Here is a 23,592-nt window from a genome sequence, read left to right on the forward strand (position 1 = left end):
TACACACACAAAGAATCCCAGGACCGTCGCCACCGTCGTGAGGTTCCCGATGCGCAGGAAATCTCCCGACGCGCCCCAGGGGTGTGCACGCTGCTTATCCAGGGACGATCCTCCCCAGAATCCAAGCACGCCCCCCACCACGCCTCCGACTGTCCCCGCCGCAGATGCGGAGATGACTCGGGACAGCATGAAGGGGTGCTTCTGTGGCCGGTTTACCATCGGCCTTGGATGCGCTGCATGAAGTCGTAGGGGTAGCCCAGCTCCGGCGCGCTGGCCTCGTCCAGCCGCTTCATCTGCGCGTCATCCAGCTTCAGCTCGGCAGCCTTGAGGTTGTCCTCAAGCTGCTCCACGGTGCGCGCCCCGAAGATGACCGAGGTGACGGCGCGCTTGCGCAGCAGCCACGCCAGGGACACCTGAGACGGCGAGGCCTTCAGCTCCGCAGCCACTGCGTCCACCGCCTCCAGCGTCCGCCAGTTCCGAGGCGTGTCGAACCCCGCCAGCCGGTCCTTCCACTTCGCCAAGCGCGAGGAGTCCGGCGGCGGCTGGCCCTTGCGGTACTTGCCCGACAGGAAGCCCCCGGCCAGCGGCGACCACGGCAGGATGCCCAGGCCGAACTGCTCGCACACCGACACGTGCTCTCGCTCCAGCTCGCGCGACACCAGGCTGTACTGGGCCTGCAAGGCCACGTAGCGAGACAGGTGCTGTGTCTTGCTCGTCCACAGGCTGTCCACCAGCCGGTACGCCGCGTAGTTGCTCGCGCCGATGTAGAGCACCTTCCCCTGGCGCACCAGGTCCTCCAGCGCCCGGAGCGTCTCCTCCTCGGGCGTGTCGATGTCCTGCATGTGCACCTGGTACAGATCGATGCGGTCGGTCTGTAGCCGGCGCAGGCTGCCCTCCACCGCGGACCGGATCTGGTAGCGCGAGGCGCCCGTGTCGTTCGGGCCCTTGCCCATCCGGAAACGGAACTTGGTGGCCAGCACCACCTCGTCGCGCCGCTTGGACTGGGCGAACCACTGACCCAGCACCCGCTCGGTCAGCCCGTCGTTGCCATAGACGTTGGCCGTGTCCCAGAAGTTGATACCCGCCTCCAGCGCTCGGTCCATGATCGCGAAGGACGTCTTCTGGTCCGCCGCCACCCCGTGCATCATCGAGCCCTCGGCGGGCTCACCAAACGTCATCGTCCCCAGACACAGGCTCGACACCTTCAGCCCACTGTGCCCCAGCTTCCGGTACTCCATGGATCCCCTCCGTGCGGCGGCCCTTGGCGCGCCCGGCTCCAGCCTGTCCCAAGGCCGCCGGGCTCCCTCCCCCCTGTACCAGATTGTGCCGCCAAGGGGGCCATGAGCGGATCGCCGGGCTTGGGTTAGAGTTGGGCAGGCGCCATGTCCATCTACCTGCTCACCCTGCCCCGTCCCTGGCCCTGGGCCGTGCTCGAGCGCGGCTGCCGCGTCCTGTTCTTCACCTCCCGGGATGAGGGCCGCCCCCAGGCCTTGCGCCCCCCTGTCGAGGCGCTGGGACGGTACGTAGCCCTCCAGACGGGCAGTGCGTGGGATGTGGAGGGCGCGGCCTTCATGGAGCGGAGACTCGGCCTGTACGTGCCGGCGGAGGATGGCCTGCCCGCCCGGAGCATCTTCGCGGTGGCACGCCTGACCGAGGTCACCACCATCTGCAACGACTCGCGTGCGTTTGGGGGCGAGCCGTGGTGGCGCGGCACCATCGGCTGGTGGTTCGACGAAGTCCTTGCTGTCGAACCGCTGGAGTGTCCCGAGGCCACGCCCTTCTCGCCGCTGGCCGAGGACTACCGGCCCGAGCTGCGCGAGCGCTTCGCCCTGGCCCGCGACGGCATCTGGCGGCCAGAGCAGGTACGCCGTGCGGCTCCCGCGGAACCTCGTCCGGAGCCTCAGCCGCAGTCAGGCTCCGGGCAGTTCGGCTTGGGCTTCTAGGAAGTGTGTCCTCTGGCGCCATGGCCTGTTCGGTGGCGGAACATTCCTCGCCCTGCAGCCCTGATGCACGAGTGCCTTCAGACGCGTTAGGGCGCATCCTCTTCCCTATCCGTCCCCATGCTCTCCCTCGGCTCTCCCGCGACAGCCCCCACTGGAACGGTCGCCCTCGTCTTCACGGACATCGAGGGCTCCACCCAGTTGTGGGAGCGGTGCAGCACCTCGATGCGCGAGGCGCTCGAGCTGCACGACCGAGTCATGCGAGAGCGGCTCAGACGCACCTCGGGCTACGAAGTGAAGACCCAGGGCGACTCGTTCATGCTCGCATTCCCCTCCGTGGACGAGGCCCTGCGGTGGTGCCTCGACGTGCAGGAGACGCTGCTACACGTGCCCTGGCCCGCGGAGCTGCTGGCCCAGCCCTTGGCCTTGGAGCGAATGGGGCCTCGCGGGCTGCTGCACCGCGGCCTCCGGGTACGCATGGGCGTGCATGTAGGCGAGCCCGAGTGCCGGCCCGACCCCCGCACCGGCCAGATGGACTACTTCGGCCCGGTGGTGAACCTGACGGCCCGTGTGGCGGAGGCGGGCCACGGCGGACAGGTGTTGCTTAGCGGAGCAGCCCTGGCGCACGTGGCGGGCACCCTGGATGCGCTGGGGAGCCCCTCGGTGCGTCCGCTGGGCGAGTTTCGGCTCAAGGGCATCACCCTGCCCGTGCCCCTGGTGGAAGTGCTGCCCTCCTCGCTGGCCGACCGCCGCTTCGCGGGTCTGCGCGTCCCCGAGGAGCGGCGCGGCAATGTGCCCACCGCCGTGGACACACTCATCGGCCGGGAGCAGGAGCTCGCGTGCTTGCGGCGCTGGTTCGAAGAGGGTGTGCACCTCATCACCCTGCTGGGCCCGGGAGGCATGGGGAAGACCCGGCTCGCCACCCACTTTGGCGCTACCCAGCTCCAGGCGCGGCGGTGGGACGGAGGCGTGTGGTGGTGCGATCTCACCGAGGCGCGCACGGAGGAGGACATCTGCCATGCCCTGGCTCGCGCGCTCGACGTCTCGCTCACGCGGGATGGGGACGCGAGCCGCCCGGCGGAGCGGCTGGGGCGCGCCCTGGCTGGCTGCGGTGCATCGCTGGTGCTGCTGGACAATGTGGAGCAGGTCATCCACCACATGCCGCACACGCTGGGCCGCTGGCTGTCGCTCGCGCCGCACACCCGGTTCCTCGTCACCTCCCGCCACGCTCTCCAGCTTCCCGGGGAGCAGCTGCTGGACCTCGCACCGCTGGAGCTGCCCGCGGAAGGCGAGGTCCGCCTGGAGGAGCTGGCCCGGTCCGAAGCCGTGCAGCTCTTCGCCCAGCGGGCTCGCGCGGTCCGCGGGAGCTTCGAGCTGACGGAGCAGGAGGCTCCCCTGGTGGCGGACATCGTGCGGCGGCTGGACGGCATCGCGCTGGCCATTGAGCTGGCGGCCGCGCGCACCAACCTCTTGAGCATCCAGCAGCTCCGCAACCGGCTGCCGCGCCGCTTCGAGTTGTTGAGCTGCGGCCTGCGCGAGGCCTCGCACCGGCAAGCGACGCTCCGGGGTGCCATCGACTGGTCCTGGAACCTGCTGGAGGCCTCCGAGCAAGAAGCGCTGGCCCAGTGCTCCGTGTTCCGCGGCGGCTTCACGATGGAGGCGGCCGAAGCGGTGCTCGCGCTCCCCCCGTGGGGCGGGGACATCCTGGACACCCTGCAGTCGCTCCGGTCGAAGTCGCTGTTGAAGCTGTCGGCCTCGGAGAGCACCGACGGCGAGCTGCGCCTGGGCATGTACGAGAGCATCCGTGAGTACGCCTGCGCCCGGCTGGCTGAGACAGGAGGGAACGCATCCATCGTGGCGCGGCACGCGGAGTACTACGTCACCCGGGCGCGCGGGCTGCGCGATCAGGTCCGCGGCGGAGGCGGGCTGGAGGCACTGCGAGCGCTGGCGCTGGAGCGAGAGAACCTGCTGGCCGCCTGTGACAGCTGCCTCATGATGGTGCCGGGCACGGCCGAGTCGCTCACACGGGCGCTCCTGGGCCTGGTGGCGCTCGAGCCCGACGTGGCGGCGCGAGGGCCCGCGGGCCTGCTGCTCCCACGACTGGAGCTGGCACTAGAGCTGGCCGAGTCCGTGCCCGTCGAGCCCATGCTGCGCACCGAGGCCCTGGCGGTCCGGGGACGCGCCCACCTGGAGGCTGGACAGCTCACCTTCGCGCGGAGAGATCTGGAGGCGGCACGTGACGCCTTCCACCTCCTGGGGGCGATGGCGTGGAAGAAGGAGGCCCTGGTCGATCTCTCCATCGTGGCCCGGCACGAGGGCGACATGGACGCGGCATGGAGCCTCATCCAGGAGGCCCAGACGATCCCATCGGGGACCCGGCGGTGGCTGGAGGCCTATGCGCTGGGGAACCTGGGACTCGTGGAGCAGAGCCGTCAAGGCGCAGAGGCGGCCATTCCCCACCTGCGCGCCGCGCTGGAGCTGTTCCGGGCCGTGGGAGACACGACGTTCGAGGCCATGTTCCTGGTCAACTGCGGCCTGGCCATTGGGGAGGCCGGGCGCACCGCCGAGGCCGTGCCCTACCTGGAGGAAGGCCTGGCCAAGTCCCTGAGCGCGGGCTACCGCATGGGCCACATCGTCGCGCGGATGGACCTGGGCTGCGTCCTGCTCGGGGAAGACCGTGCCGCGGAGGCCTGCGAGCACCTGGCCGCGGCCGAGCGGATGGGCCGGCAGCTCGGCATCCGCCTCCTGGAGGGAATGACACGGGGAGAGTTGGGACGGGCCTTGCTGGCCGTGGGCACCATGGAGCCTGCGCGGGCTCAGCTCAGCGCGGCCGTGGCGGTGCTGGAGCCCGTGTCGCGCTCTCACGCCCTTCGGTTCTCCGCGTACCACGCGGCGGCTCATGCGCTGGCGGGGGCGCTGACAGTGGCGCGCCAGGACTTCAACGAGTTGGAGGCCGCCCCGGAGCTCCGAAATGAGCCGGCCTTGCGCGCCCTCACATCCTTGCTGCGCGCCACCGTCGAGGTAGCGGAACTCCGTGCCGCGCCCCCCGGCACCGAGGAGGCATGGCAGGCGGAGCAGGCGCTTCAGCAGCGGCTGGAGCGGGCGCGGACTGCTCCGGCGGCGGAGACCTCGTCCGACCTGCGCGGTGCCCTCCGGCTGTTGGAGCGCTGGCGGGAGGCCCAGGCGTAGAAGCCCCGGGCGCCGCCGCTACTGGGTGGAGAGCACCTCGATGGCCCGGGCGACGAGCGTGTCGTGGTCGAAGGCCAGCGAGGGCCGCCGCTCGACGGACACGAAGAGCGCGGCCGCGGCATCCGAACCTCCGAGGACGAGACTTCCGGCGGTGTCATCCGGTGCCACCCCAGCGATGCGTGTGGCGAAGACGTGGCTGCGCACCCACCGCTCCTCGGTGTCGCGAGGGTCACGGCCCCCGCCCGCCACGACGCAGACAGGCACGAGCACAGATGCGGGCACCCTCACACCGGTCTCTTCGAGGAGCTCTCGGACGGCGGCGTCTCGGGGTGACTCACCGGGGCGGACGAAACCTCCGGGCAGGGACATGCGTCCCGCGGCGGCACCGCTGTCGTCATGGCGCCGGATGAGGAGCAGCTCGTCATCGCCCTGGGCACCGCGCCGGACCACGACGATATCTGCGGCGTCGTTGGGCCCTGGATGGCGGAGCTGGCCCCAGGGGCGCTGGTCATCGAGTGCCTCCAGAACCTCCGCGGCCCTATCGACGAAGCGGACGTGCTTGCTGGCTCGCGCGGCGTCCACGGCGGCGCCTCGCAGCCCGGACAGGTACACATGCCGGGCGCGGATGTTGTAGGCGGCCTGCTGCTCGTCCGCGACAATCAGTCCGCCTCCCAGAAAGAGCCCGAGACCCTGGGCGTCTCGCACCAGGCGCACCACGGGTGCGGCCTTCTCGTACAAGGATCGCGCGCAACGCCAGAACCGCTGGACACGCCCGTCGAGATCCTCCGCGAGCGTCTCTTCCACGATGGCGCCAAGCACCTCGACTCCCGCCTGCACGGCGAGACCGTGGCTCAGTCCTTCCATGCCGTGGCATGTCCCCCCGGTCAGGAGGATGCCCCCGCGCTTCGCGAGACCTCGGAGGACCTCGCCGAGGACAGTGGTGGCGTGCTGAATCTCTTCGGGAGACCATGCGGCGAACGCGTGACGCCAGGCTCCCGCGAGCCACAGTAATGGGCGGCCATTCACAGCAGGCGTCTCTTCAGTGACGGTGGCGCCGAGCTCGCACAATCGCTGGTCCTGGGCCGCTCGCACTGCTCCTCGCTGCGCGGCGATCTCCGCGGCACGGGCAGGCGTGAAGTGCCGCCGTGGCTCGGGCGGAGGGGAGCTCCAGTTTCTCAGTGGAGGCAGAGCACGCTCCCGCTCCTGCTTCACCGCCAGCAGCGCTTCTTCCGTGAGGCGGATCCGGGCGAGCCGGTCTTCATCGAGACCGCAGGCGATCGCAGCGCGGACCTCGTCGGCGGCCGAGGTGCCATAGAGCCCTGCCCCGTCACTGCCGAGGACCACTGCCACCCCCGCATCCACATAGCGGCGAAGCGGGACCTGGAGCGTGGTCTGGATGTTGTTCAGCGCGAGGTTGGAGGTGAGGTTGAACTCCACCACCAACCGATCCGCGTTGTGGGCCATGGCCGCCAGGGTGTCGTCATCGACGCCGTACAGGCCGTGGCCAATGCGGAGCTCGACGCCTGGAAAGGGTAACAACGCGCGTACGGCCTCACGGACGTTCTCGGGAAACGCAGGGTTCTCTCCTGCATGCACGCGAACGACGAAGCCAGGCCGCGCTCTCCCGAGCGCCGCGGCACGCTCCAGCACCGGGAGGAAGGCCCGCGTGGAGCAGGTCTCGTGGCCCATGACGTCCACGCCCACGACGGCCCGGCTCGGCAGGCACTGCTCGAGGCGATCGAGCACATCGAGATCCCACTCGAGATCGTCATGCCGCGACAAGGCCGCGAGGAAGCGGAGGCGGACACCGCTGGACGCCTCCAACTCGTCGAGCGAGGCATGGAGCGCGGAGAGCACCTCGGGCTCCACCGCCGAGGAGAGCGAAAGCTCGGCATAAGCGACGCCCGCAGCGGCAAGTTCCCGGCAGATGGCGTGCAGCTGCGGGACGAAGAGCCTGGGATGCTTGGTGAACGGACTTCGGCGCGCGTAGAGGCGCTCCATGTCCCGGAACGTGATCTGCCGGTCGAGGGGAACATCGAGGCTGCGAGCGAGCCGCTCGCGCGCCGATCCATCGAGCAACGCCGCGGGGACATCCTGCCGGGCATCGATGCCAGCCTCCACCAGCACACTCCGAGGCACGTTGACGCCCTCCTCGGCCGCGGCCAGCTCGACCAGGACTCGTCCAGGAAGAGCGCCAGCGAAGTGCGTGTGGAGATCCGTGCGGGGAGAGAACAGTGGCGCGCCCGTGGGGAGCGTCATCGGCACATTGTTGTCGGCCAGGAAGCGCGCCTCGAAAGCCGTGAGCGCCTCCACATCCCCGGGAGAGCTGAACCGGGCGCGAACCTGGCCGCCGAAGACGAGCGTGTCACCGCCCTCCCCCACCACGAGGTGACGCTCCAGCGCGGCGCGGAGGCGGCTGCGATCGTCATCGGCCTCGACGCGAAGACGGCCCTCCTCCCACCGAACACGGTGGCCAGGAACCAGCGTCACGCCAGGGGACATCGCCATGTCCTGGAGACTACCTCGTCAGAGTTCGCCGTCCCGTATAGGAAGGACGGGAGCCCTGTTGGGGGAGTGGGCGACAGCAGAGCCTCTCAGCGCTTCATGGCGTGTACAGCTCCGCGCTCGAGAGGTAGTAGGTGACGAAGTTGAAGCCGCCCGCGGCGAGCACCTTCCCATTGGACAGCGCCGCCGTCCCGTGGGAGTGGCGGGCCGAGCCCATCGCCACGGTGGTGGTGAAGGTGTTGGCCGTGGGGTCATACAACTCCGCGCTGGCGAGCGGTCCGCTGGCGGGGGTGTAACCTCCGGAGAGCAGCACCTTGCCGTTGGAGAGCAGTGTCGCCCCGTGGCGATAGCGCGCGGCGGTCATGCTCACCGTGGTGGACCAGGTGTTCGTGATGGGGTTGAACACCTGCGCGCCGTTCAGATAGCCGCTGCTGCTGCTGCCCCCGGTGACCAGCACCCTGCCGTTGGCGAGCAACGTCGCCGTGTGGCCAAAGCGAGCGGCGGCCATGGTGGTCGTCGTGCCCCAGCTGTTCGTGCCAGGGTGGTACACCACGGCGCTGGCAAGATAGCCGCTGAACGAGGCGCCACCTGTGAGGAGCACCCGTCCACTGGAGATCGGAGTCGCCGTGTGACCGTAGCGGGCCTCGGGCAGGGGGTTCGCGGCCGCGAAGGTACCGGTGGCGGGGTCATACAGCTCCGCGCCAATGCGCGGGCCGCCGCCGTAATCGGCATAACCGCCCGCGATGAGCACCTTGCCAGTGGTGAGTAGGGTCGCCGTGTGGGCATAACGCGTGGTCGCCATGGAGCCAGTGGCGGACCAGGTGCCCGTGGCGGGGTCATACAGCTCCGCGCTGGAGAGATCGCTGCTGGTCGCGTTGGAGTAGCCGCCCGCGACGAGCACCTTTCCATTGGAGAGCAGCGTCGCCGTGGCGTCGCCACGATCCGAGAGCATGGAGCCGGTAACAGACCAGGTGCCCGCGACGGGATCGTACAGCTCGGCGATGGCGGTGGTGCCACTGCTGTTCGAGCCCCCCGCGACGAGCACCTTCCCGGTGTTCAACACGACGATGATGGGCCCGTGGTGAGCGGAAGCCATGGAGCCTGCGGAGGCCCAGCCCGCGAGCAGCGGCACCACCGGAGCGGAGGGCTGCGCGCTGAGCGCTTCGCCCTCGGCGAGGACGAGCGATGAGGGGTCGTCCAGGGCCTCCGGTTGGCAGCCGGCGGAGACCAGAGCGAGTGAGAGCAGGAGTGCGGAAAGGTGTTTCTTCGAGTTCAAAGACTCCTCCAGGGGTGGGTGTCGGACAGACACGGCGAAGCTTCTGAACAAGCTTCGCCGCGGTGACAGGCGCCGCCGCTGGATGTCGCAAAAAAAAATGATGGGACGGGTGCTGGGTCGAGAAGCAGGGCCCATGAGCCGCAGGCCGGGCCTGCTCCTCAGATGGCGTCGAGATCGATGTCGCAGCCAATCTGCTCGGCCAGTGCCGCCAACTCCTCACGCATCTTGCGGGCGCTCGTGCCCTGAGGAAGGGTGACGACCCCCTCGAGCACGAAGAGCGGCGTCCCCGCGAAGGGCGCCGACTCAATCCGCGTCTCCAGCTCCTCGACATTGACGGAGTGCTGACGGAGGAGCGCGGTCACGCGGGCGACGATGCCGGGCTGATCGTTGCTGTAGACCTTGAGCCGGTAAGGGATGCTGCCGGGGGCGCGGGAGCCAGCGGCGGACGCCTCATACATCTCGAGGTGCAGCCCCAGCCCGGTGCCTTCGTTCTCGAGCTTGCGCCGGAGCGAGTCGAGCGCTTCGGCGGGGCCCACGATGAGGGCCAGCAGGGCGAAGTGGCCGCGCAGATTGACCATGCGGCTGTCGGCGAGGCTGGCGCCGACGTCATAAACGTGACGGGTGAGCTCGGCGACGAGCCCAGGGCGATCGGGACCGACGGCGGTGACGATGAGCTGTGGCATCGCCGGGACCATAACAACTTTCCGGGGAGGCCAGAGGCCGTCTAGTGGTGAGGTGACTTTGTCGCTGGCGCCGCAGGCGAACCACCACCGTGGCACGATAGGTCCATGCGTCGTTCATTGAACAACGGCCTCGGCCTCTTGGTGCTCACCCTCTCTCTCGGGGGAGTTGCAGCAGCCGAGTCCCCGCCGCCCGCGCTGGCGTGCCTGTCCCAGTGGTACCCGGTGGAGCCAGTGAAGGTGGACGGCGCGTGGCACGCCAAGCTGGGAGCGACAACGTACCCGTGGGACGACGGCAAGCCGAAGACCTTCGAGCAGAAGCTGGAGTCGCCGGACCTGGAGGACACGTTCTCCCTTCCCTACAAACCCGGGCCCATCCAGCCGGTGACGCGAGAGAACGAGGACCCGGGGCGCATCCGGTTCGATCCCCTCTTCCACGCGGCCTACGGTAACGCGGAGTCAAAGGTGGACGTGGTGGACATCGACTTCCTGGGGCAGAAGCTGAAGGTGAACCGCAAGGCGGCGCCGGCCTTCGAGCGCGTGGCGAAGCGGCTCGCCGCGGCTGTGAAGCAGGAGCCCTCCCTGCGGCCGTACCTGCAGAACCTGGGCGGTACCTTCGTGTGGCGGAAGATCGCCAACACGAACCGGCAGAGCGCGCACTCCTATGGCGTGTCCATCGACGTGAACGTGAAGCGCTCGCACTACTGGGAGTGGGCGAAGCCGAAGGAGCCGGTGCGCTGGGCAAACCAGATCCCCCAGGTCATCGTGGACGCCTTCGAGGCAGAGGGCTTCATCTGGGGCGGGCGCTGGTACCACTACGACACGATGCACTTCGAGTACCGGCCCGAGCTGCTGGACCCGGCCTGTGCCCCCTCCCCTCGCGGACCTTGAGCCCGACCTTCTCGAGCAGTGCGCTGATCAGCCCTTGCGCTCTCGGTCGAGCCAGGCAATCAGCCCCTGCGTGTTGAGCTCGAGATCCGTGCCGAGCACCTCGTCGATCCTGGCTTCGGTCAGCGTGCAGCCGTGACGGCGCAGCAGCTCGAGCCACAGCGCTCGCATGTCCGCGGAGATGGCATTGAAGCGGTTCGCCTCGGCGCGGTGACTGCGCGCGATCTTCACGAACTCGTGGATCTGCAGCTTCAGCAGCTCCGCGAGCCGGGGCACGTCGGTGACGCGGCTGTAGTGCGTGAGGTACAGCGCCTGCGGCGCGTAGCCGAGCAGCCGATCCACCGAGGCGATGAGTTGCTCGGGATCGAATTGCGTCGGAGTCGTCGTGGGAACGATGAACGCGCCCTGCTCGGTGTCGAGCTCGCGATAGGACAGCCCGAAAGTGTCGCCCGTGAAGAGGCTCCGGTGCTCCAAGTCGACGATGACCTGATGATGGAGCGCATGCCCTGGCGTGTGCACGAACTCGAGTGGACGGCCGGCCAGGCTGAGGCGCTGTCCGTCCTGAGTCGTCACGACACGCTCGGAGGGAATTGGCACGAGCTCGCCATAGAGCTCGCGGTATCGGGCTTCGCCATAGACCGCCATCGATCCGGCAATGAGCTTCGACGGGTCGATCATGTGCGGGGCGCCGCGCGGGTGGAGGACGGCGCGCGCCTGAGGCAGAGCCTGCATGAGCCGCCCGGCGCCTCCGGCATGATCGAGATGCACATGGGTCAGAATCACATAGTCGACCGCATCGCGCGCCAGCCCCAGCTCATCGAGCGCGGCGAGGAGCAGCGGCACCGAGTGCGTCGTGCCGGTGTCGACGAACGCGGCACGCCCTTCGTGCTCGATGATGTGAGACGCCGCGAGGCCGGGGCGCACGTACTCCGTGTCGACGGCAGTGACGCCATCGGGATGCCGTTGCAAGCGAGGTCGTTCCACCCCTAGCACCATAGCAAGCCCCAGGAGATGCTGGCACAATCCGTACGGATCGCGATGACGCACCGTCACGGTTCCGCGTGCTCCCAGCCGTCACGCTGGAAGCAGTCGATCCGGGGGAGACCATGGAAGGAACTCAGGTGTTCGTGAGCGACGAGCTCACGGCAGGACTGACCACCCAGGCCTGCTGGGACGAGTCGCCACCGTGCCTGTTGGTCGAGAACCTCGGCTTTGAGTCCGGCTTCCGCGGCTCAGGCCTCCTACCGGGCGACCGCATCGTAGCGGTGGATGGCGTGCCCATCACCCGCCCGCCCAATGGCGCCGCGCAGGCCCTGATGATCGGTCAGTACCAGGAGTACACGCACTGGCAGAAGGCCCAACGCAAAGAGAACGATCGCGTGCGCTTGACGGTTCGGCGCAAGCAGCCACCGCAGGGCTGGCAGTCGATCGAAGTCGAAGGCGCCCTGCGCGCTAAGCGCAGCTATCGCTCCGCCGAGAACCGCCCGCTGATCTGGGAGAACGGTCCGGATACCTACGCGCGCGACGGCTTCAACGATGCCTGGCCGACCTGGCTCGAGGCGCTGCAGAAGCGCGTCACCCTCACCTTCTGCCAGGCCCGCTTCCGCGTCGGCGTGACCACTGCCTACGAATACAAGTCGCTGCTCGAGGAGCGGCCACGCGTCGAGCGCATGCTCAGCCTCTATCCAGGCCCCTTCGCCGAAGCCGTGCGCAGCGATTATCAGGCGACGCTCGAACGTCTCCGGGGCCAGCGCTACGCCCTCGGCGAGGCGGAGCTCGCCTACCGCAAGGCCGACGAGGAGCGCGCAGCCGCCGTCTCCGAGATCGCGAAGCAGGCCTGGGCCGCCGCGGCCGACTCCGTGAAGGCTGAGACCCTCCCCGCGTTCCCGGCCCAGCATCCGATCCACGGTCAGCGCGAAGCCGTCGCGGGCAAGTGCGTTGTGCTCGAGCGCCTGCCGACGCGGCAGTGGATCTCCGAGGCCGGGCACGGCTGGTTCACCGCGGGCGATTCCAGCCAGGGCCGCTACTTCCTCGACATGGAGAGCCTCGGCGCGATCCGCATGCTGCGCGCACTCCGCCGCTACACCAAGCTGGTGTCCCCCACGATTCGTGAGGAGTACACGCTGCTCGGCCGTGTACTGCCCGAACCGCGCGTGGTCATGGTCGATGGCCGCAGCACCTGGGGCTTGCAGATCGAGCTGCTCGCCGCGCTGATCGGTCACGCGTTGTTCGTCGATGTGCGCCAGGGCGAGGGCGAGATCTCCCCCTTCGCCGGGGAGGAGGGACTGCTCAAGCCACGCACTGAGCTGCCTCCGGCCGATGCTCCTCCTCAGGCCGTGCTCACCTGCATGATTGACTGCATCAAGGCGGGCGACCTGGCGGTGTGGCGCCAGCTGTTCGTCGACTGGCTGGTGCGAACCAACCCCGATGGCACGCCTCAGGTCTGCTACCGCATGCAGCACCCCACCGACGAAGACTTCGAGCGCTCACGCGCCAACTTCGCCAGACGCGTCTGGGACGCCCGCGCCGCCTGGGTCGGAGAGCCGCGGGCCGTCACCCGGGGTGACGAGTTCCCCGGAGCCTCGCGCGTCGAGGAGGTCGACGCGGAGATCGAGCACATTGGCCAGTTCGACGGAGAGTACCGCGGCTTTCTCGACGTCAACGTACGCCGCTGGTGGGTGTTGCAGCGCATCGACAACGGACCGTGGCGCATCGCCACACTGCAGGGGATCTGACCATGGCCTACGAAGCTCGCGCCCAGGAACTCGAGCAGCGCTTCGCTCTCTTCAAGCCGACGACCCCCGAGGCGACGCTTTCCGAGGAGGACTACAACCGCATCAGCCTCGCGCTCACCGCGCTGCTCAAGCGCCGCGAGGACGGCCTCACCGCGCTCGGCGAGATCGCCGCGGAGAAAGGCGACCGCAAGATCGCCGACAACTTCCGCAGCAAGCTCGAGGAGCTCTCCAAGTTCATGCTCAATGGCCTCGCCAATCTGCTCGAGGGCATGAAGACGGTGCCCCCCAACCTCACCGCCTTCCGCGACATCGCGCAGGCCGAGGAGCGCAAGTTCTGGGAAGGACTGGAGCGCCTGAAGATCGGCGAGACGCATGACGAGCAGATGCTGATCTGCAACCTGCTCGAAGAGAAGGCGGCCATCTACGGCACGCACTGGTCGAACCTCACGCAGACCGAGAAGGACCTGCTCGACAAGGAGCGCTACGCGGCCGGCAAGCTGCGCGAGACCATCGCCAAGATGATGGAGGAGGTCATCCCTGCTCACACCACCGGAGTCCGCGATGCGCTCGACGCGGCGTCCAAGGTCGAGCAGCTCAAGAAGCAGATCAACGACAAGTTCAAGGAGCTGCTGCGCGAGGCGGTGAAGCGGGTGGGCCTCGATCCGAAGAAGGCCGACGCGCTGCTCAACATGGTCGAGCAACAGCGACAGAACATCAAAGAGGCGGGAGAGAAGCTCGGCATCGACCCGGCGATCATGGACAAGATCCTCGAGTTCACCAAGCCGGGCAACGTGTTTGCCTCGTACGTCTTCACCGCGCTGTCCATGGTCTACAGCCCGCTCGGCGGCGCGGCAAAGCTGATCGGCAAGGGGGCCAAGGCCCTGCAGCCGGTCGCGCAGGCCTACGTCGATCAGTGCACAGCGGAGATGCTCGCGTTGATGGGCGGCCGCAAGGGCGTCATCATGAGCTTCTCGACAGTGCGCCGCGAAGCCACCGACTATGTGGCGAACAACGGCTACGAGAAGGCCAAGCAGTACCGCGAGACCGCGGTCAGGGCGATGCAAGACTGGGAGAACGCGCAGGCCACCGACGCCCTCAAGGCCAACGCGCGCACCTTCAAGGCCCGCGCCGAGGACTCGCTGACGTACTGGGTCGAGTTCATGCGCAAGGTTCACCAGGCCTTCATCGACAAGTACAAGGGCGTCCTCGTCGAGTCGATCAGCAACGAGACCATCGACGCGCTCGCCGACCGGCCCTTCTACGAGCGGTGGGCCGACGGCATCGACCGGCTCGATCTCGACCAACAACTGCAGAAGCTCTACTCCGGCCTCTACGAGATCCAGGGCAATGTCGACCGCGCCTTCGGAGCCTTCACCACCTTCAACGAGCTGCCGCTCGAGGGCCAAGCGCTCCTCCAGGACACCGTCAACCGGCTCGAGCGCGAGTTCCGCGAGCCGGCGACCCAGGAGATGAAGGACGCGCTGAAGACCATGGATGCCGCACGCGGCCGCGCTCCGGCCACCGTTGCCAAAGCCGCGGCACGGGCCGCGAAGGATATCGCCCAGCAGGCCGCTTCCGCGGGCCGCTAGAGCACCGTCAGGGGCTGCGCCACAGCAGGGCCAGCAAGCGCGGCGGGGCTGTTCTCGGAGCCCCGTCGTCCCGGCAGTCCTGAGCCTGGGCCAGCACGAGACCTGCCCTCAGGGCCGCGCTCAGGAAGTCCGACACATCGTGCAGGTGGCTCTGGACGCTCTGGACGGTACCCGTCTCCGGGTTCACGAAGTGGGCGTGCTTGCCCTGGAGTTGCCGGAACGGGTGCAGCTCGCAGACGAAGAAGGCGCCTCCCGGCCGGAGGACGCGCCTCGCCTCGGAGAAGACGACGGACAGATCTTCGATGTGCTCCAGCACCAGGTTGCACGTGATCATGTCGCGAGAGGCATCGGGCACCGGCCAGCGCTCGCGCAGGTCATGCTGCACGAACTGGACGCTCTGCACGCCTGGGCGCTCGCGGGCGCGCCTCAGCATCTGCTCCGAGCCGTCCAGTGCCACCAGGCTGCGCGCCCTCGCCGCCAACCACTCGGTGTTCTTCCCGGTGCCACAGCCGATCTCCAGCACGTCGCCTCGGAACAGCGCGGGGTCCAGCTCCCGGAGAATCCGCGCGTCCAGGTCTCGCGTGGCGTTGGTCTGGCTGTCGTACACATCGGCCCAGGCGTCATACGCCGAGGCCACGTCATCCGGGGGATGCTTCGAAGTCATCTCCTCCTCCACTACGAGCCCAGCTGCGCCGCCAGCGCCAGCCGTGCCGCCACCGCGAGCGCGTCCGCACGCTCGTTCTCTGCATGCCCCGAGTGCCCTCGCACCCAATTCCAGCTCACCTCATGCATCCGCGCCTGCTCCACCAGCGCCTGCCACAGGTCCGCGTTCTGCACCGGCTGCTTGCTCGACGTCTTCCACCCCGTGCGCTGCCACTTGTCCAACCACTTCTCCTCGAAGGCGTTGCGCACGTATTGCGAGTCCGTGAAGAGCTGCACCCGGCAGGGCGTCTTCAGGGCCCGCAGCGCCATCAGCGCCGCCGTCAGCTCCATGCGGTTGTTCGTGGTGTCCGGCTCGGACCCGCTCAGCTCCTTGCGGAAGTTGCCGTGCGCCGGAGAGATGAGGATGGAGCCCCACCCTCCCAGACCTGGGTTCGGCGAGCAGGCGCCATCGCAGTAGATGTGAACCAGCGGCAAGGTCATGGACACCCCAGGGCTACCTTACATCCTCCCGAGGCCAGCAACTGTCCAGCAAATCAAGTTTGCTCCTCGTGTCAGCGAACCCAGGCGTTGCCAGGCTCGCTTGGAGTTGCCAAGAACCGTGTCTCTCCTACGGGGAAGCGTGTGCACGAGGCCTTCAAGAACACCCTGCCGCCTGGCCAGAAGATCGATCTCTCCAACTGCGATCGGGAGCCCATCCACATCCCCGGCCATATCCAGGCCCATGGGCTGCTTCTGGCTGTGGATCGGTCGAGCCACGTCATCCTCCAGGCCAGCAACAACGCGCTGGAGTACCTGGGCGTGCCCTCTGATCTGCTGCTCGGCAAGAGCCTGGCAACGCTCCTGGGCACCGAGCAGCTGAGCCTCCTGCAGTCCGTGCTGCGCTCCGAGCCACAGGAGGACAATCCCGTCTACCTCTTCACGGCCCTGGTGCTCGGCAGCGGGCCCTTCCATGTCATCGGCCACCTGCATGACGGGCTGCTCATACTGGAGTTCGAGCCCAAGCTCCCGGACACCCCCCGCCACCCCGACTTCTACGAGCTGCTCAAGCGCAGCCTCGCGCGCTTCCAGGCCGCCCAAACCGTGCGCGAGTTCTGCCAGATGGTGACGGAGGAGATCCGCCGGGTGAGCGGCTATGACCGGGTGATGGTGTACCAGTTCCAGGAGGACTGGAGCGGGCACGTCATCGCGGAGGACATGGCCCAGGACATGGGACTGGAGTCCTATCTGGATCTCCACTACCCGGCCAGCGACATCCCCTCGCAGGCCCGGGCGCTGTTCCTGCTCAACACCGTGCGGATGCTGGCGGACGCTCAGTACAAGCCCGCCTGGATGATTCCGGAGCGCAATCCGATCACCGCCAAGCCGCTGGACATGAGCTACACCTTCCTGCGCGGCGCCTCGCAGATGTACACGGAGTACCTGATCAACATGGGTGTGAGGGCCTCGCTCACGCTGGCCATCTCCCAGGGCGACAAGCTCTGGGGGCTGGTGGCGTGCCACCACTACAGCCCGCGGAAGATCCCCTATGACGTGCGCACCGCGTGCGAGGTCCTCGCGCGCGTCATCTCGCTCCAGGTGGCCGACAAGGTCCGCAACGAGGAGTCCAACTACCGCGTGCGCATGGACGAAGTTCACCAGTGCCTCCTCCAAGCCGTGGGACGCGATGGGCACCTCGGCACGGCCCTGATCGAGTGCCAGCCGGGCGTACGCGAGTTCGTGGAGTGCGAGGGCGCGGCGGTACTGGCCGAAGGAGAGTGCCACCTGCTGGGGCAGACGCCCAGTGAGGCGCAGGTGCGCGCGCTGGCGGCGTGGCTGAGCCGCACGCACGAGGGCGAGCTCTTCGTCACCGACCGGCTCCCGGAGCTCTACCCGCCCGCGGCGGATCTCAAGGCCATCGCCTGTGGAGTGATGGCGCTGCCCATCTCCCGGGCCCAGGCCGAGTACATCCTCTGGTTCCGGCCCGAGGTGATCCAGACCGTGAAGTGGGCCGGGGATCCGCGCAAGCCCGTGGAGGTGGGCCCCCTGGGAGACCGGCTCACGCCCCGGAAGTCCTTTGCCCTGTGGAAGGAGACGGTCGAGGGCCACTCGCTGCCCTGGCGCAAGGGAGAGCAGGAGGGCACTCTCCGTCTGCGGACTGCCCTGACAGACGCGCTCTACCACCGAAGCGAGGCGCTCTCACGGCTCAATCAGGAGCTGTCCCGCAGCAACCAGGAGCTGGACGCCTTCGCCTATGTGGCCAGCCACGATCTCAAGGAACCGCTGCGCGGCATCTACAACTACGCCACCTTCCTCTCCGAGGACTACGCGGAGAAGCTGGACCCGGAGGGGTTGCAGAAGCTGAGCACGCTGCTGCGGCTCACCCGGCGCATGCAGTCGCTCATCGACTCGCTCCTGCACTTCTCCCGGCTGGGCAAGGCGCCGCTCAGGCTCGAGCAGTTCCCGGCGGGAGAGGCCGTGCAGGAGGCGCTCGAGCAGGTGGAGCTGCGCCTGAAGGAGACAGGCACCTCGGTGGAGATCCCCCGCCCCCTGCCCACAATCAAGGCGGATCGGGTGGGGATAACGGAGGTCTTCACCAACCTGCTGTCCAACGCCCTCAAGTACAACGACAAGCCCGTGCGCACGGTCGAGGTGGGTTATCTGGACGCCGGAGAGCCCGGCTTCCCGTCCCAGGCGCAAGGTGCTCCCTTCTGCTTCTACGTGAAGGACAACGGCATCGGCATTCCCGAGCGGTTCCAAGAAGAGATCTTCCGCATCTTCAAGCGCCTGCACGCTCGGACGGAGTTTGGGGGTGGCACGGGCGCGGGGCTGACCATCGTCAAGAAGGTGGTGGAGCGCCACGGAGGCACGATCTGGCTGTCCTCGCGCGAGGGAGAGGGCACCACCTTCTTCTTCACTCTGAGTAGAACGTAGGACATGGACGTGGAAGCCCCGTTGCACGTCAACCGGGCTATGCTGGAATACTGGTTTGGCACCACCGTCCTCGCCCCCCCATGAGCCCCGGGCCGTCCTCATCGAAGCCGCAGCGGCGCATCCTCGTGATTGATGACAGCCCCGAGGACCGGGAGGCTTTTCGCCGTTTTCTGCGGCAGGACGCCGAGTACCAGAACCTCGTCCAGGAAGCCGTCACGGGCAAAGAGGGCCTCGAGGCTTGCCGGCGCGGCAACTTCGACGCGGTATTGCTCGATCAGCACATGCCCCAGATGGAAGGACTGGAGGTGCTGCGGCTTTTGCGCGCCCAGCCGGGGTGGAGCACTCCCACCATCGCGCTGACGAGCACGGGGCAAGCGGACGTGGCGCGCCAGATGCTCGAGGCCGGCGCCCATGACTTCCTCTTCAAGGACGACGTCACCGCGTCCATCCTCAGCCGCACCATCACCCATGCCATCACCCGGGAACGGCTTCGGCGCAAGGTGGCGCAGTCCGCGCGGCGCTCGGCGCAGTTGCAGCAGATCACCGCCGAGCTGTCGCGCGCGCTGACCTCCCGGCAGGTGCTGGATGTCTTCTTACAGTTGGGCTTGGAGGCACTCGGAGCCCAGGCGGGCTTCGTGGCCTTACTCTCGGCGGATGGCGCCTCCCTGGAGGTGGACGCCACCCCGGGCTTCTCCTCCGAAGCCGTCCGCCCCGGGCAGCACATCCCCATGTCGGCCTCGCTGCCCATCACGGACGCCGTGCGTACGGGGGCACTGATCACCTGCGGCACCCTGGAGGAAAAGTACGCCCGCTATCCGCTGCTCCAGGGCTCCAACCTGGGCTACCCAGCGCTGGCGGCCTGCTCCCTGCGGGCCGCGGGCAAGCGCCTGGGAGGGATCAGCATCGCCTACGCTCAGCCGCGTGTCTTCGATGAGGAGGAACGCAACTTCCTCCTCGTGCTCTCGCGCCAATGCGCGGAGGCGCTGGAGCGGGCACGGCTCTATGAAGCACTCCAGGAGAGCGAGGCCCAGCGGCACCTCGCGCTGGAGGCGGCCCACCTGGGCACCTTGTCGTGGGGCCTGGACTCGGGGCAGGTCGAGATGGATGCGGCTTGCCGGGCGCTCTACGGCTTTCCCCCGGAGCTGCACCTCACCCCGGAGGCAGTGACCGAGCGCATCCACCCCGAGGACCGGCCCAGGCTCCAGGCGTGGTTCCAGGCCCTGCGCCTCTCAGCCACGTCGAATGAGTATGACGAGAAGTACCGCGTCCTGCTCGAGGGCGGCCGCGTGCGCTGGGTGCTGTCACGAGGACGGGCGCTGCGGGACGCCCAGGGCCAGGTGGTGCGGCTCGTGGGCATCAACCACGACATCACCCAGCTGGTGCTCCAGAGGGAGGAGGAGCAGCGGCGCGCGGACTTCGAGCAAAAGCTCGTCGGCATCGTCAGCCATGACCTGAAGAACCCGCTGTCCGCCATCCTCATGCAGTCCGCCGCAGCCGTGCGCCAGGGAGGGCTGGATGAGCGCGTGTTGAAGATGATGACGCGCATCCAGTCCTCGGCCGAGCGCGCCAGCCGGATGATCGTCGATCTGCTGGACTTCACCCAGGCTCGGCTCGGAGGCGGCATCCCCGTACACCGCCGGGCCGTGGAGGCCCGCGAGGTGGTGGCCCAGGTTCTGGAGGAGGCACGCCAGGCCTTCCCGCGCCGCAAGCTCAGCTTCACGGCCACGGGAGAGACGACGGGCCAGTGGGATGGAGATCGGCTGGTGCAGGTGGTCACCAATCTCGTCCAGAACGCCCTCAAGTACAGCCCCGCAGACTCAGAGGTCCAGGTCCAGCTGAGCTCCCTGGGAGAGCACGTGGAGCTGTCCGTGCACAACCAGGGCACGCCCATCAGCGCCGAATGGCTCCCCCGCCTCTTCGAGCCGATGCAGCGCGCCACCTCCCAAGAGGACAAGACGGGCCGCAGCGTGGGGCTCGGGCTCTACATCGTGAAGCAGCTCGTGGAGGCGCACGAAGGCACCATCTCCGTGCACTCGGATGCGTCCTCCGGCACGGAGTTCACGGTGCGCCTGCCGCGCCTGCCGCACTCCCCTGCCCCGTCCCCTTGAGGAAGTTGTGCAGCAGCCGCATGCCGCTGCGCGTGCCGATGGACTCCGGGTGGAACTGGACGCCCACGATGGGGTGCTCACGGTGCGCCACGGCCATGATGAGCCCCTCGTCGCTGCGCGCTGTCACCCGGAGCGCGGCGGGCAGCGTCTCCGGATCGATCATCAGCGAGTGGTAGCGCATGGCCTCCAGCGGGTTCTCCAGCCCGTGAAAGAGGCCCTCGCCTTCGTGACGGATGAGGCTCGTCTTGCCGTGCATCACCTTGGGCGCTCGCACCACCCGGCCTCCGAAGGCCGTGGCGATTCCCTGGTGCCCCAGGCACACGCCGAGCAGCGGAATCCGAGGCCCCAGCGTGAGGATGACCTCGCGACAGATGCCGAACCACGCCGGCTCCTCCGGGTTGCCGGGCCCCGGCGAGAGGATGAGGTGCGTGGGCCGCTCAGCGGCGATGGCCTCGACGCTCGTCCGATCGTTGCGCACCACGTGGGCCTCGACGCCCGTCAGCTCGCCCATGGCCTGGTACAGGTTGTAGACAAACGAGTCGTAGTTATCGATGAGGACGATGCGCGGGGCGGACTCAGCGCTCATGGGCAAGCTCCAGGGCCAGCACGAGGCCATGCGCCTTGTCGAGCGTCTCCTGGTACTCCTCCTCGGGCACGGAGTCCGCGACGATGGCGCCCCCGGTGTGGAAGGTGACGCGTTCGCCCTGCTTGACCACCGTGCGGATGACGATGTTGAGGTCCATGCCTCCGTCGAAGTCGAAGTAGCCGATGCTCCCCGAGTACACGCCTCGCCGCGAGGGCTCCAGCCGGGAGATGACCTTCATGGCCTCTATCTTCGGCGCTCCCGTCATGGAGCCTCCCGGGAACGCCGCGCGCAGCAGGTCCACCGCATCGAGCCCCGGCCGCAGCCGCCCTCGCACCGTGGAGACGAGCTGGTGCGTCATCGGGTACGTCTCCACCTCGCAGAGGCGCGGGACGCGGACGGTGCCGAACTCGCAGACACGGCCCAGATCGTTCCGGGCGAGATCGACGATCATCAGGTTCTCGGCGCGATCCTTCTCGCTCGTCTCCAGGCTCTGGCGGAGCGTGGCATCCTCCGCGGGCGTGGCGCCGCGAGGCCGTGTGCCCTTGATGGGGCGCGTCTCCGCCCAGCGCTCGCGATCCAGGCTGAGGAAGCGCTCGGGCGAGGCGGAGAGGAGCTCTCCCTCGGGGAACCGCAGGTAGGCAGCCAGCGGCGCTTCGTGGACCGCGCGCAGCACCCCATAGAGGGCCTCTCCCGGCCCTGTGTGCTCAGCATCAAAGCGCTGCGTCAGGCAGATCTCGAAGAGCTCCCCGGCGGCGATGTGCTCCAGCGACCGGCGAATGGCCTCCAGATAGCGGGCCCGAGGCATGAACGGACGGATGCCGCACTCCGCGAGGTGTGGCTCCAGGAGCCGGGGCCTCTGGGCCAACCGGGCCTTGCGCCGTTGGATGTATTCGCTCGCGCTGGGCCGGGACGAAGATGGAGGCGGCGAGGCCAGACGCCGCAGCATGTCCGCCAGCTCCGCGTCGGCTCGCTGGGAGGCCTCGGCGGGGCTGTCCGCGAACCCGTTGGCGAGCACCCAGCTCGTGCCCTCCACATGGTCCGTGGCCAGCACGGCACCACAGAACAGCAGGTATGCGTCCGGCAGCCCCAGGTTGGGCGCGCCCGGAGCGGGGATGGACTCGAGCGCGTGGAGCAGCTCGTAGCCGAGGTAGCCCACCGCGCCCCCGAGGAACGGAGGCAATCCCGAGACCTCGCGCGGCGAGGCGGAGCGGTAGCGCGCCAGGAGCGCCTTCAGCTCCTCGGAGGGCTCCCCAGGCAACGGGCGCAGCGCCCCCGGAGGCCCGGCCCAGCACGTGGTGCCCTGAACCTGGAACACCCAGAACGGGTTGACGCACAGGAATGAGTAACGCCCCTGTGAGGAAGCCCGGCCTGGGCTCTCCAAGAGGCAGAGGTACTTCTGATCGAAGAACCGGGGCAGCGCCTCGTATGGAACGACCGCCGCAGCGAGCCGCTGCACCCGCAGGCTGCGATGGAGCGGAACCGTCGAGCTCATGCCGGCTCACCGAGCTGGGCCGCTCGTGGCAGGCGCTGGCGATAGAGGCTGTGCAGGCGCTGGTACACAGGCCCCGGCTTGCCCGTGCCGATCCGGGACTGATCGACGCAAACCACCGGTAACAGCTCCGCCAACGAGCTGGTGGCAAAGACCTCCTCTGCATCGGTGAGCGTGCGGACAGGAAGCGGCACCTCTTGAACCCGCAAGCCGGAGGACTGGGCGATCGAGAGCACCTCCGCCCGGGTAATGCCCGGCAGGCAGACATCACGCGGTGACGTCAGCAGGGCCCCGCCCACCACGGCGAACACGTTGGAGACCGTTCCCTCGGTGACATGGCCTGCCCCGTCGACGAAGAAGCCCTCCTGCACACCTCGACGCGAGAGCTCCAGCCGCGCCACCACCGTGTGCTGGTAGCTCGTCGACTTGAGCGTGGGCGGAGGATGAACCTGCGTTGGCCGGGCCCACAACACCGTGGCAGCGATGCCATCCGTGTAGAGGGACTCGGGATAGGTCCGCAGCGGCAGCGCCGCGATGAGCACGGTGGGCGTGTCACAGCCCATGGGATCCAGGCCTCGGGTGCCGACGCCCCGAGTCACCGTGATGCGGAGATAGGCCTCGGGCAGCCGCGAACGGGCGAACGTCTCCCGCACCAGGTCTCGCAGCGCCTGCGCCGGGGGAGCCCCGTGGATGGCCAGCTCCGCGAGCCCCGCCTCCAGCCGCGCCAGGTGCTCCTCCAGCCGGAAGGGCTCGCCTCCATAGGTGCGCAGGGTCTCGAAGAGGCCATCGCCGTACAGGTAGCCGTGGTCGAACGCGGGCACGGTGGCCTGGGCCGGAGGGACAAAGGCCCCGTTCACGTACACACAGCCTTCCGTCAGTCCCATGGCGCTCCCAGGGCCCACCTCCGGTCCCACCCGGCGGCCATACCCCGTCGGGAAACACCTTAAACAGAACACATTGTCCGAAAAAAGGACCTTGGGCCCCGTCCGATCCTTTCGCTGGCTCGAAGACCCTCGTGCAAACTTCCTGACACT

Annotated in this window: 17 protein-coding genes; 7 read left to right on the top strand and 10 right to left on the bottom strand. The window is 68.3% G+C overall.

Translation table 11 applies throughout. The features are described from left to right. Positions 1–212: 212 nt before the first annotated feature. Positions 213–1,238: an aldo/keto reductase gene (locus DB31_RS11130; RefSeq protein ID WP_044186014.1), complete on the bottom strand. Its 1,026-nt coding sequence runs from the start codon at positions 1,236–1,238 to the stop codon at positions 213–215. Between the two features lie 144 nt (positions 1,239–1,382). Here DB31_RS11130 and DB31_RS11135 point away from each other — a divergent pair, with 144 nt between their 5' ends. Together DB31_RS11135 and DB31_RS11140 are read left to right on the top strand one after the other, a co-directional pair. Continuing rightward, the gene (locus DB31_RS11135) at positions 1,383–1,943 is read left to right on the top strand and encodes a hypothetical protein (protein ID WP_044186015.1); all 561 of its coding nucleotides are present in this window, start codon (positions 1,383–1,385) and stop codon (positions 1,941–1,943) included. Positions 1,944–2,060: 117 nt separating this feature from the next. Beyond that, positions 2,061–5,129: an ATP-binding protein gene (locus tag DB31_RS11140; RefSeq protein WP_044186016.1), complete on the top strand. Its 3,069-nt coding sequence runs from the start codon at positions 2,061–2,063 to the stop codon at positions 5,127–5,129. An 18-nt stretch (positions 5,130–5,147) separates the two neighbouring features. Here the strand turns inward: DB31_RS11140 and DB31_RS11145 are convergent, their stop codons facing one another. The 3 genes from DB31_RS11145 to DB31_RS11155 all read right to left on the bottom strand — a co-directional run bounded on the left by DB31_RS11145 (position 5,148) and on the right by DB31_RS11155 (position 9,605). Beyond that, positions 5,148–7,637: an NUDIX domain-containing protein gene (locus DB31_RS11145; protein WP_044186017.1), complete on the bottom strand. Its 2,490-nt coding sequence runs from the start codon at positions 7,635–7,637 to the stop codon at positions 5,148–5,150. A 94-nt stretch (positions 7,638–7,731) separates the two neighbouring features. Then, positions 7,732–8,910 (bottom strand): Kelch repeat-containing protein, encoded by a 1,179-nt coding sequence (locus DB31_RS11150; RefSeq protein WP_052419871.1) that lies wholly within the window; start codon positions 8,908–8,910, stop codon positions 7,732–7,734. Between the two features lie 158 nt (positions 8,911–9,068). Further along, positions 9,069–9,605 carry a glycine cleavage system transcriptional repressor gene (locus DB31_RS11155; RefSeq protein WP_052419872.1) on the bottom strand — a complete coding sequence of 179 codons (537 nt, stop codon included), beginning with the start codon at positions 9,603–9,605 and terminating at the stop codon, positions 9,069–9,071. Between the two features lie 93 nt (positions 9,606–9,698). Between DB31_RS11155 and DB31_RS11160 the strand changes: the two genes are divergently transcribed. Continuing rightward, positions 9,699–10,481, top strand: a complete 783-nt coding sequence (locus tag DB31_RS11160) for a M15 family metallopeptidase (protein WP_063769205.1) — start codon at positions 9,699–9,701, stop codon at positions 10,479–10,481. A gap of 27 nt (positions 10,482–10,508) precedes the next feature. Here DB31_RS11160 and DB31_RS11165 read toward each other — a convergent pair whose 3' ends face one another. After that, entirely contained in the window at positions 10,509–11,447 is a 939-nt protein-coding gene (locus DB31_RS11165) for an MBL fold metallo-hydrolase (RefSeq protein WP_240486631.1), read from the bottom strand. Between the two features lie 158 nt (positions 11,448–11,605). Here DB31_RS11165 and DB31_RS11170 point away from each other — a divergent pair, with 158 nt between their 5' ends. Together DB31_RS11170 and DB31_RS11175 are read left to right on the top strand one after the other, a co-directional pair. After that, on the top strand, positions 11,606–13,213 hold the full coding sequence (locus tag DB31_RS11170) for a PDZ domain-containing protein (RefSeq protein ID WP_157231917.1): 1,608 nt from the start codon (positions 11,606–11,608) through the stop codon (positions 13,211–13,213). A gap of 2 nt (positions 13,214–13,215) precedes the next feature. Further along, entirely contained in the window at positions 13,216–14,802 is a 1,587-nt protein-coding gene (locus DB31_RS11175) for a hypothetical protein (RefSeq protein ID WP_044186020.1), read from the top strand. A 7-nt stretch (positions 14,803–14,809) separates the two neighbouring features. Here the strand turns inward: DB31_RS11175 and DB31_RS11180 are convergent, their stop codons facing one another. Both DB31_RS11180 and rnhA read right to left on the bottom strand, forming a co-directional pair. Continuing rightward, the gene (locus tag DB31_RS11180; protein WP_044186021.1) at positions 14,810–15,466 is read right to left on the bottom strand and encodes a class I SAM-dependent methyltransferase; all 657 of its coding nucleotides are present in this window, start codon (positions 15,464–15,466) and stop codon (positions 14,810–14,812) included. A gap of 11 nt (positions 15,467–15,477) precedes the next feature. Next, on the bottom strand, positions 15,478–15,945 hold the full coding sequence (rnhA, locus tag DB31_RS11185) for a ribonuclease HI (RefSeq protein WP_044186022.1): 468 nt from the start codon (positions 15,943–15,945) through the stop codon (positions 15,478–15,480). 141 nt (positions 15,946–16,086) lie between these two features. On the opposite strand from rnhA, the gene DB31_RS11190 reads away from it, so the two are divergent. Further along, on the top strand, positions 16,087–18,375 hold the full coding sequence (locus DB31_RS11190; RefSeq protein ID WP_169787032.1) for an ATP-binding protein: 2,289 nt from the start codon (positions 16,087–16,089) through the stop codon (positions 18,373–18,375). Positions 18,376–18,455: 80 nt separating this feature from the next. Next, positions 18,456–20,483, top strand: coding sequence for an ATP-binding protein (locus DB31_RS44705; protein ID WP_052419873.1), 2,028 nt, complete (start codon positions 18,456–18,458; stop codon positions 20,481–20,483). On the opposite strand, the gene DB31_RS11200 is transcribed toward DB31_RS44705, so the two are convergent. Genes DB31_RS11200 through DB31_RS11210 form a run of 3 tightly spaced genes read right to left on the bottom strand, consistent with a single transcriptional unit; the run spans position 20,434 to position 23,442 of the window. Next, on the bottom strand, positions 20,434–21,069 hold the full coding sequence (locus tag DB31_RS11200; RefSeq protein WP_044186327.1) for an anthranilate synthase component II: 636 nt from the start codon (positions 21,067–21,069) through the stop codon (positions 20,434–20,436). The two genes, DB31_RS44705 and DB31_RS11200, sit on opposite strands and share 50 nt — an antisense overlap. After that, positions 21,059–22,561: an aminodeoxychorismate synthase component I gene (gene pabB / locus DB31_RS11205; RefSeq protein ID WP_052419874.1), complete on the bottom strand. Its 1,503-nt coding sequence runs from the start codon at positions 22,559–22,561 to the stop codon at positions 21,059–21,061. The genes DB31_RS11200 and pabB overlap by 11 nt, the downstream gene beginning before the upstream one ends. Further along, positions 22,558–23,442: an aminotransferase class IV gene (locus DB31_RS11210; protein ID WP_044186023.1), complete on the bottom strand. Its 885-nt coding sequence runs from the start codon at positions 23,440–23,442 to the stop codon at positions 22,558–22,560. The genes pabB and DB31_RS11210 overlap by 4 nt, the downstream gene beginning before the upstream one ends. Between the last annotated feature and the right edge of the window lie 150 nt (positions 23,443–23,592).

The organism is Hyalangium minutum (genome assembly GCF_000737315.1).
Taxonomy (GTDB): domain Bacteria; phylum Myxococcota; class Myxococcia; order Myxococcales; family Myxococcaceae; genus Hyalangium; species Hyalangium minutum.

What these genes read in the sequence shown, in the direction of transcription:
- DB31_RS11130 (WP_044186014.1), bottom strand. Translation starts at nt 1,238, where the DNA reads ATGGAGTACCGGAAGCTGGGGCACAGTGGGCTGAAGGTGTCGAGCCTG.
- DB31_RS11135 (WP_044186015.1), top strand. Translation starts at nt 1,383, where the DNA reads ATGTCCATCTACCTGCTCACCCTGCCCCGTCCCTGGCCCTGGGCCGTG.
- DB31_RS11140 (WP_044186016.1), top strand. Translation starts at nt 2,061, where the DNA reads ATGCTCTCCCTCGGCTCTCCCGCGACAGCCCCCACTGGAACGGTCGCC.
- DB31_RS11145 (WP_044186017.1), bottom strand. Translation starts at nt 7,637, where the DNA reads ATGGCGATGTCCCCTGGCGTGACGCTGGTTCCTGGCCACCGTGTTCGG.
- DB31_RS11155 (WP_052419872.1), bottom strand. Translation starts at nt 9,605, where the DNA reads ATGGTCCCGGCGATGCCACAGCTCATCGTCACCGCCGTCGGTCCCGAT.
- DB31_RS11160 (WP_063769205.1), top strand. Translation starts at nt 9,699, where the DNA reads ATGCGTCGTTCATTGAACAACGGCCTCGGCCTCTTGGTGCTCACCCTC.
- DB31_RS11175 (WP_044186020.1), top strand. Translation starts at nt 13,216, where the DNA reads ATGGCCTACGAAGCTCGCGCCCAGGAACTCGAGCAGCGCTTCGCTCTC.
- DB31_RS11180 (WP_044186021.1), bottom strand. Translation starts at nt 15,466, where the DNA reads ATGACTTCGAAGCATCCCCCGGATGACGTGGCCTCGGCGTATGACGCC.
- rnhA (WP_044186022.1), bottom strand. Translation starts at nt 15,945, where the DNA reads ATGACCTTGCCGCTGGTTCACATCTACTGCGATGGCGCCTGCTCGCCG.
- DB31_RS44705 (WP_052419873.1), top strand. Translation starts at nt 18,456, where the DNA reads ATGAGCCCCGGGCCGTCCTCATCGAAGCCGCAGCGGCGCATCCTCGTG.
- DB31_RS11200 (WP_044186327.1), bottom strand. Translation starts at nt 21,069, where the DNA reads ATGAGCGCTGAGTCCGCCCCGCGCATCGTCCTCATCGATAACTACGAC.
- pabB (WP_052419874.1), bottom strand. Translation starts at nt 22,561, where the DNA reads ATGAGCTCGACGGTTCCGCTCCATCGCAGCCTGCGGGTGCAGCGGCTC.
- DB31_RS11210 (WP_044186023.1), bottom strand. Translation starts at nt 23,442, where the DNA reads ATGGGACTGACGGAAGGCTGTGTGTACGTGAACGGGGCCTTTGTCCCT.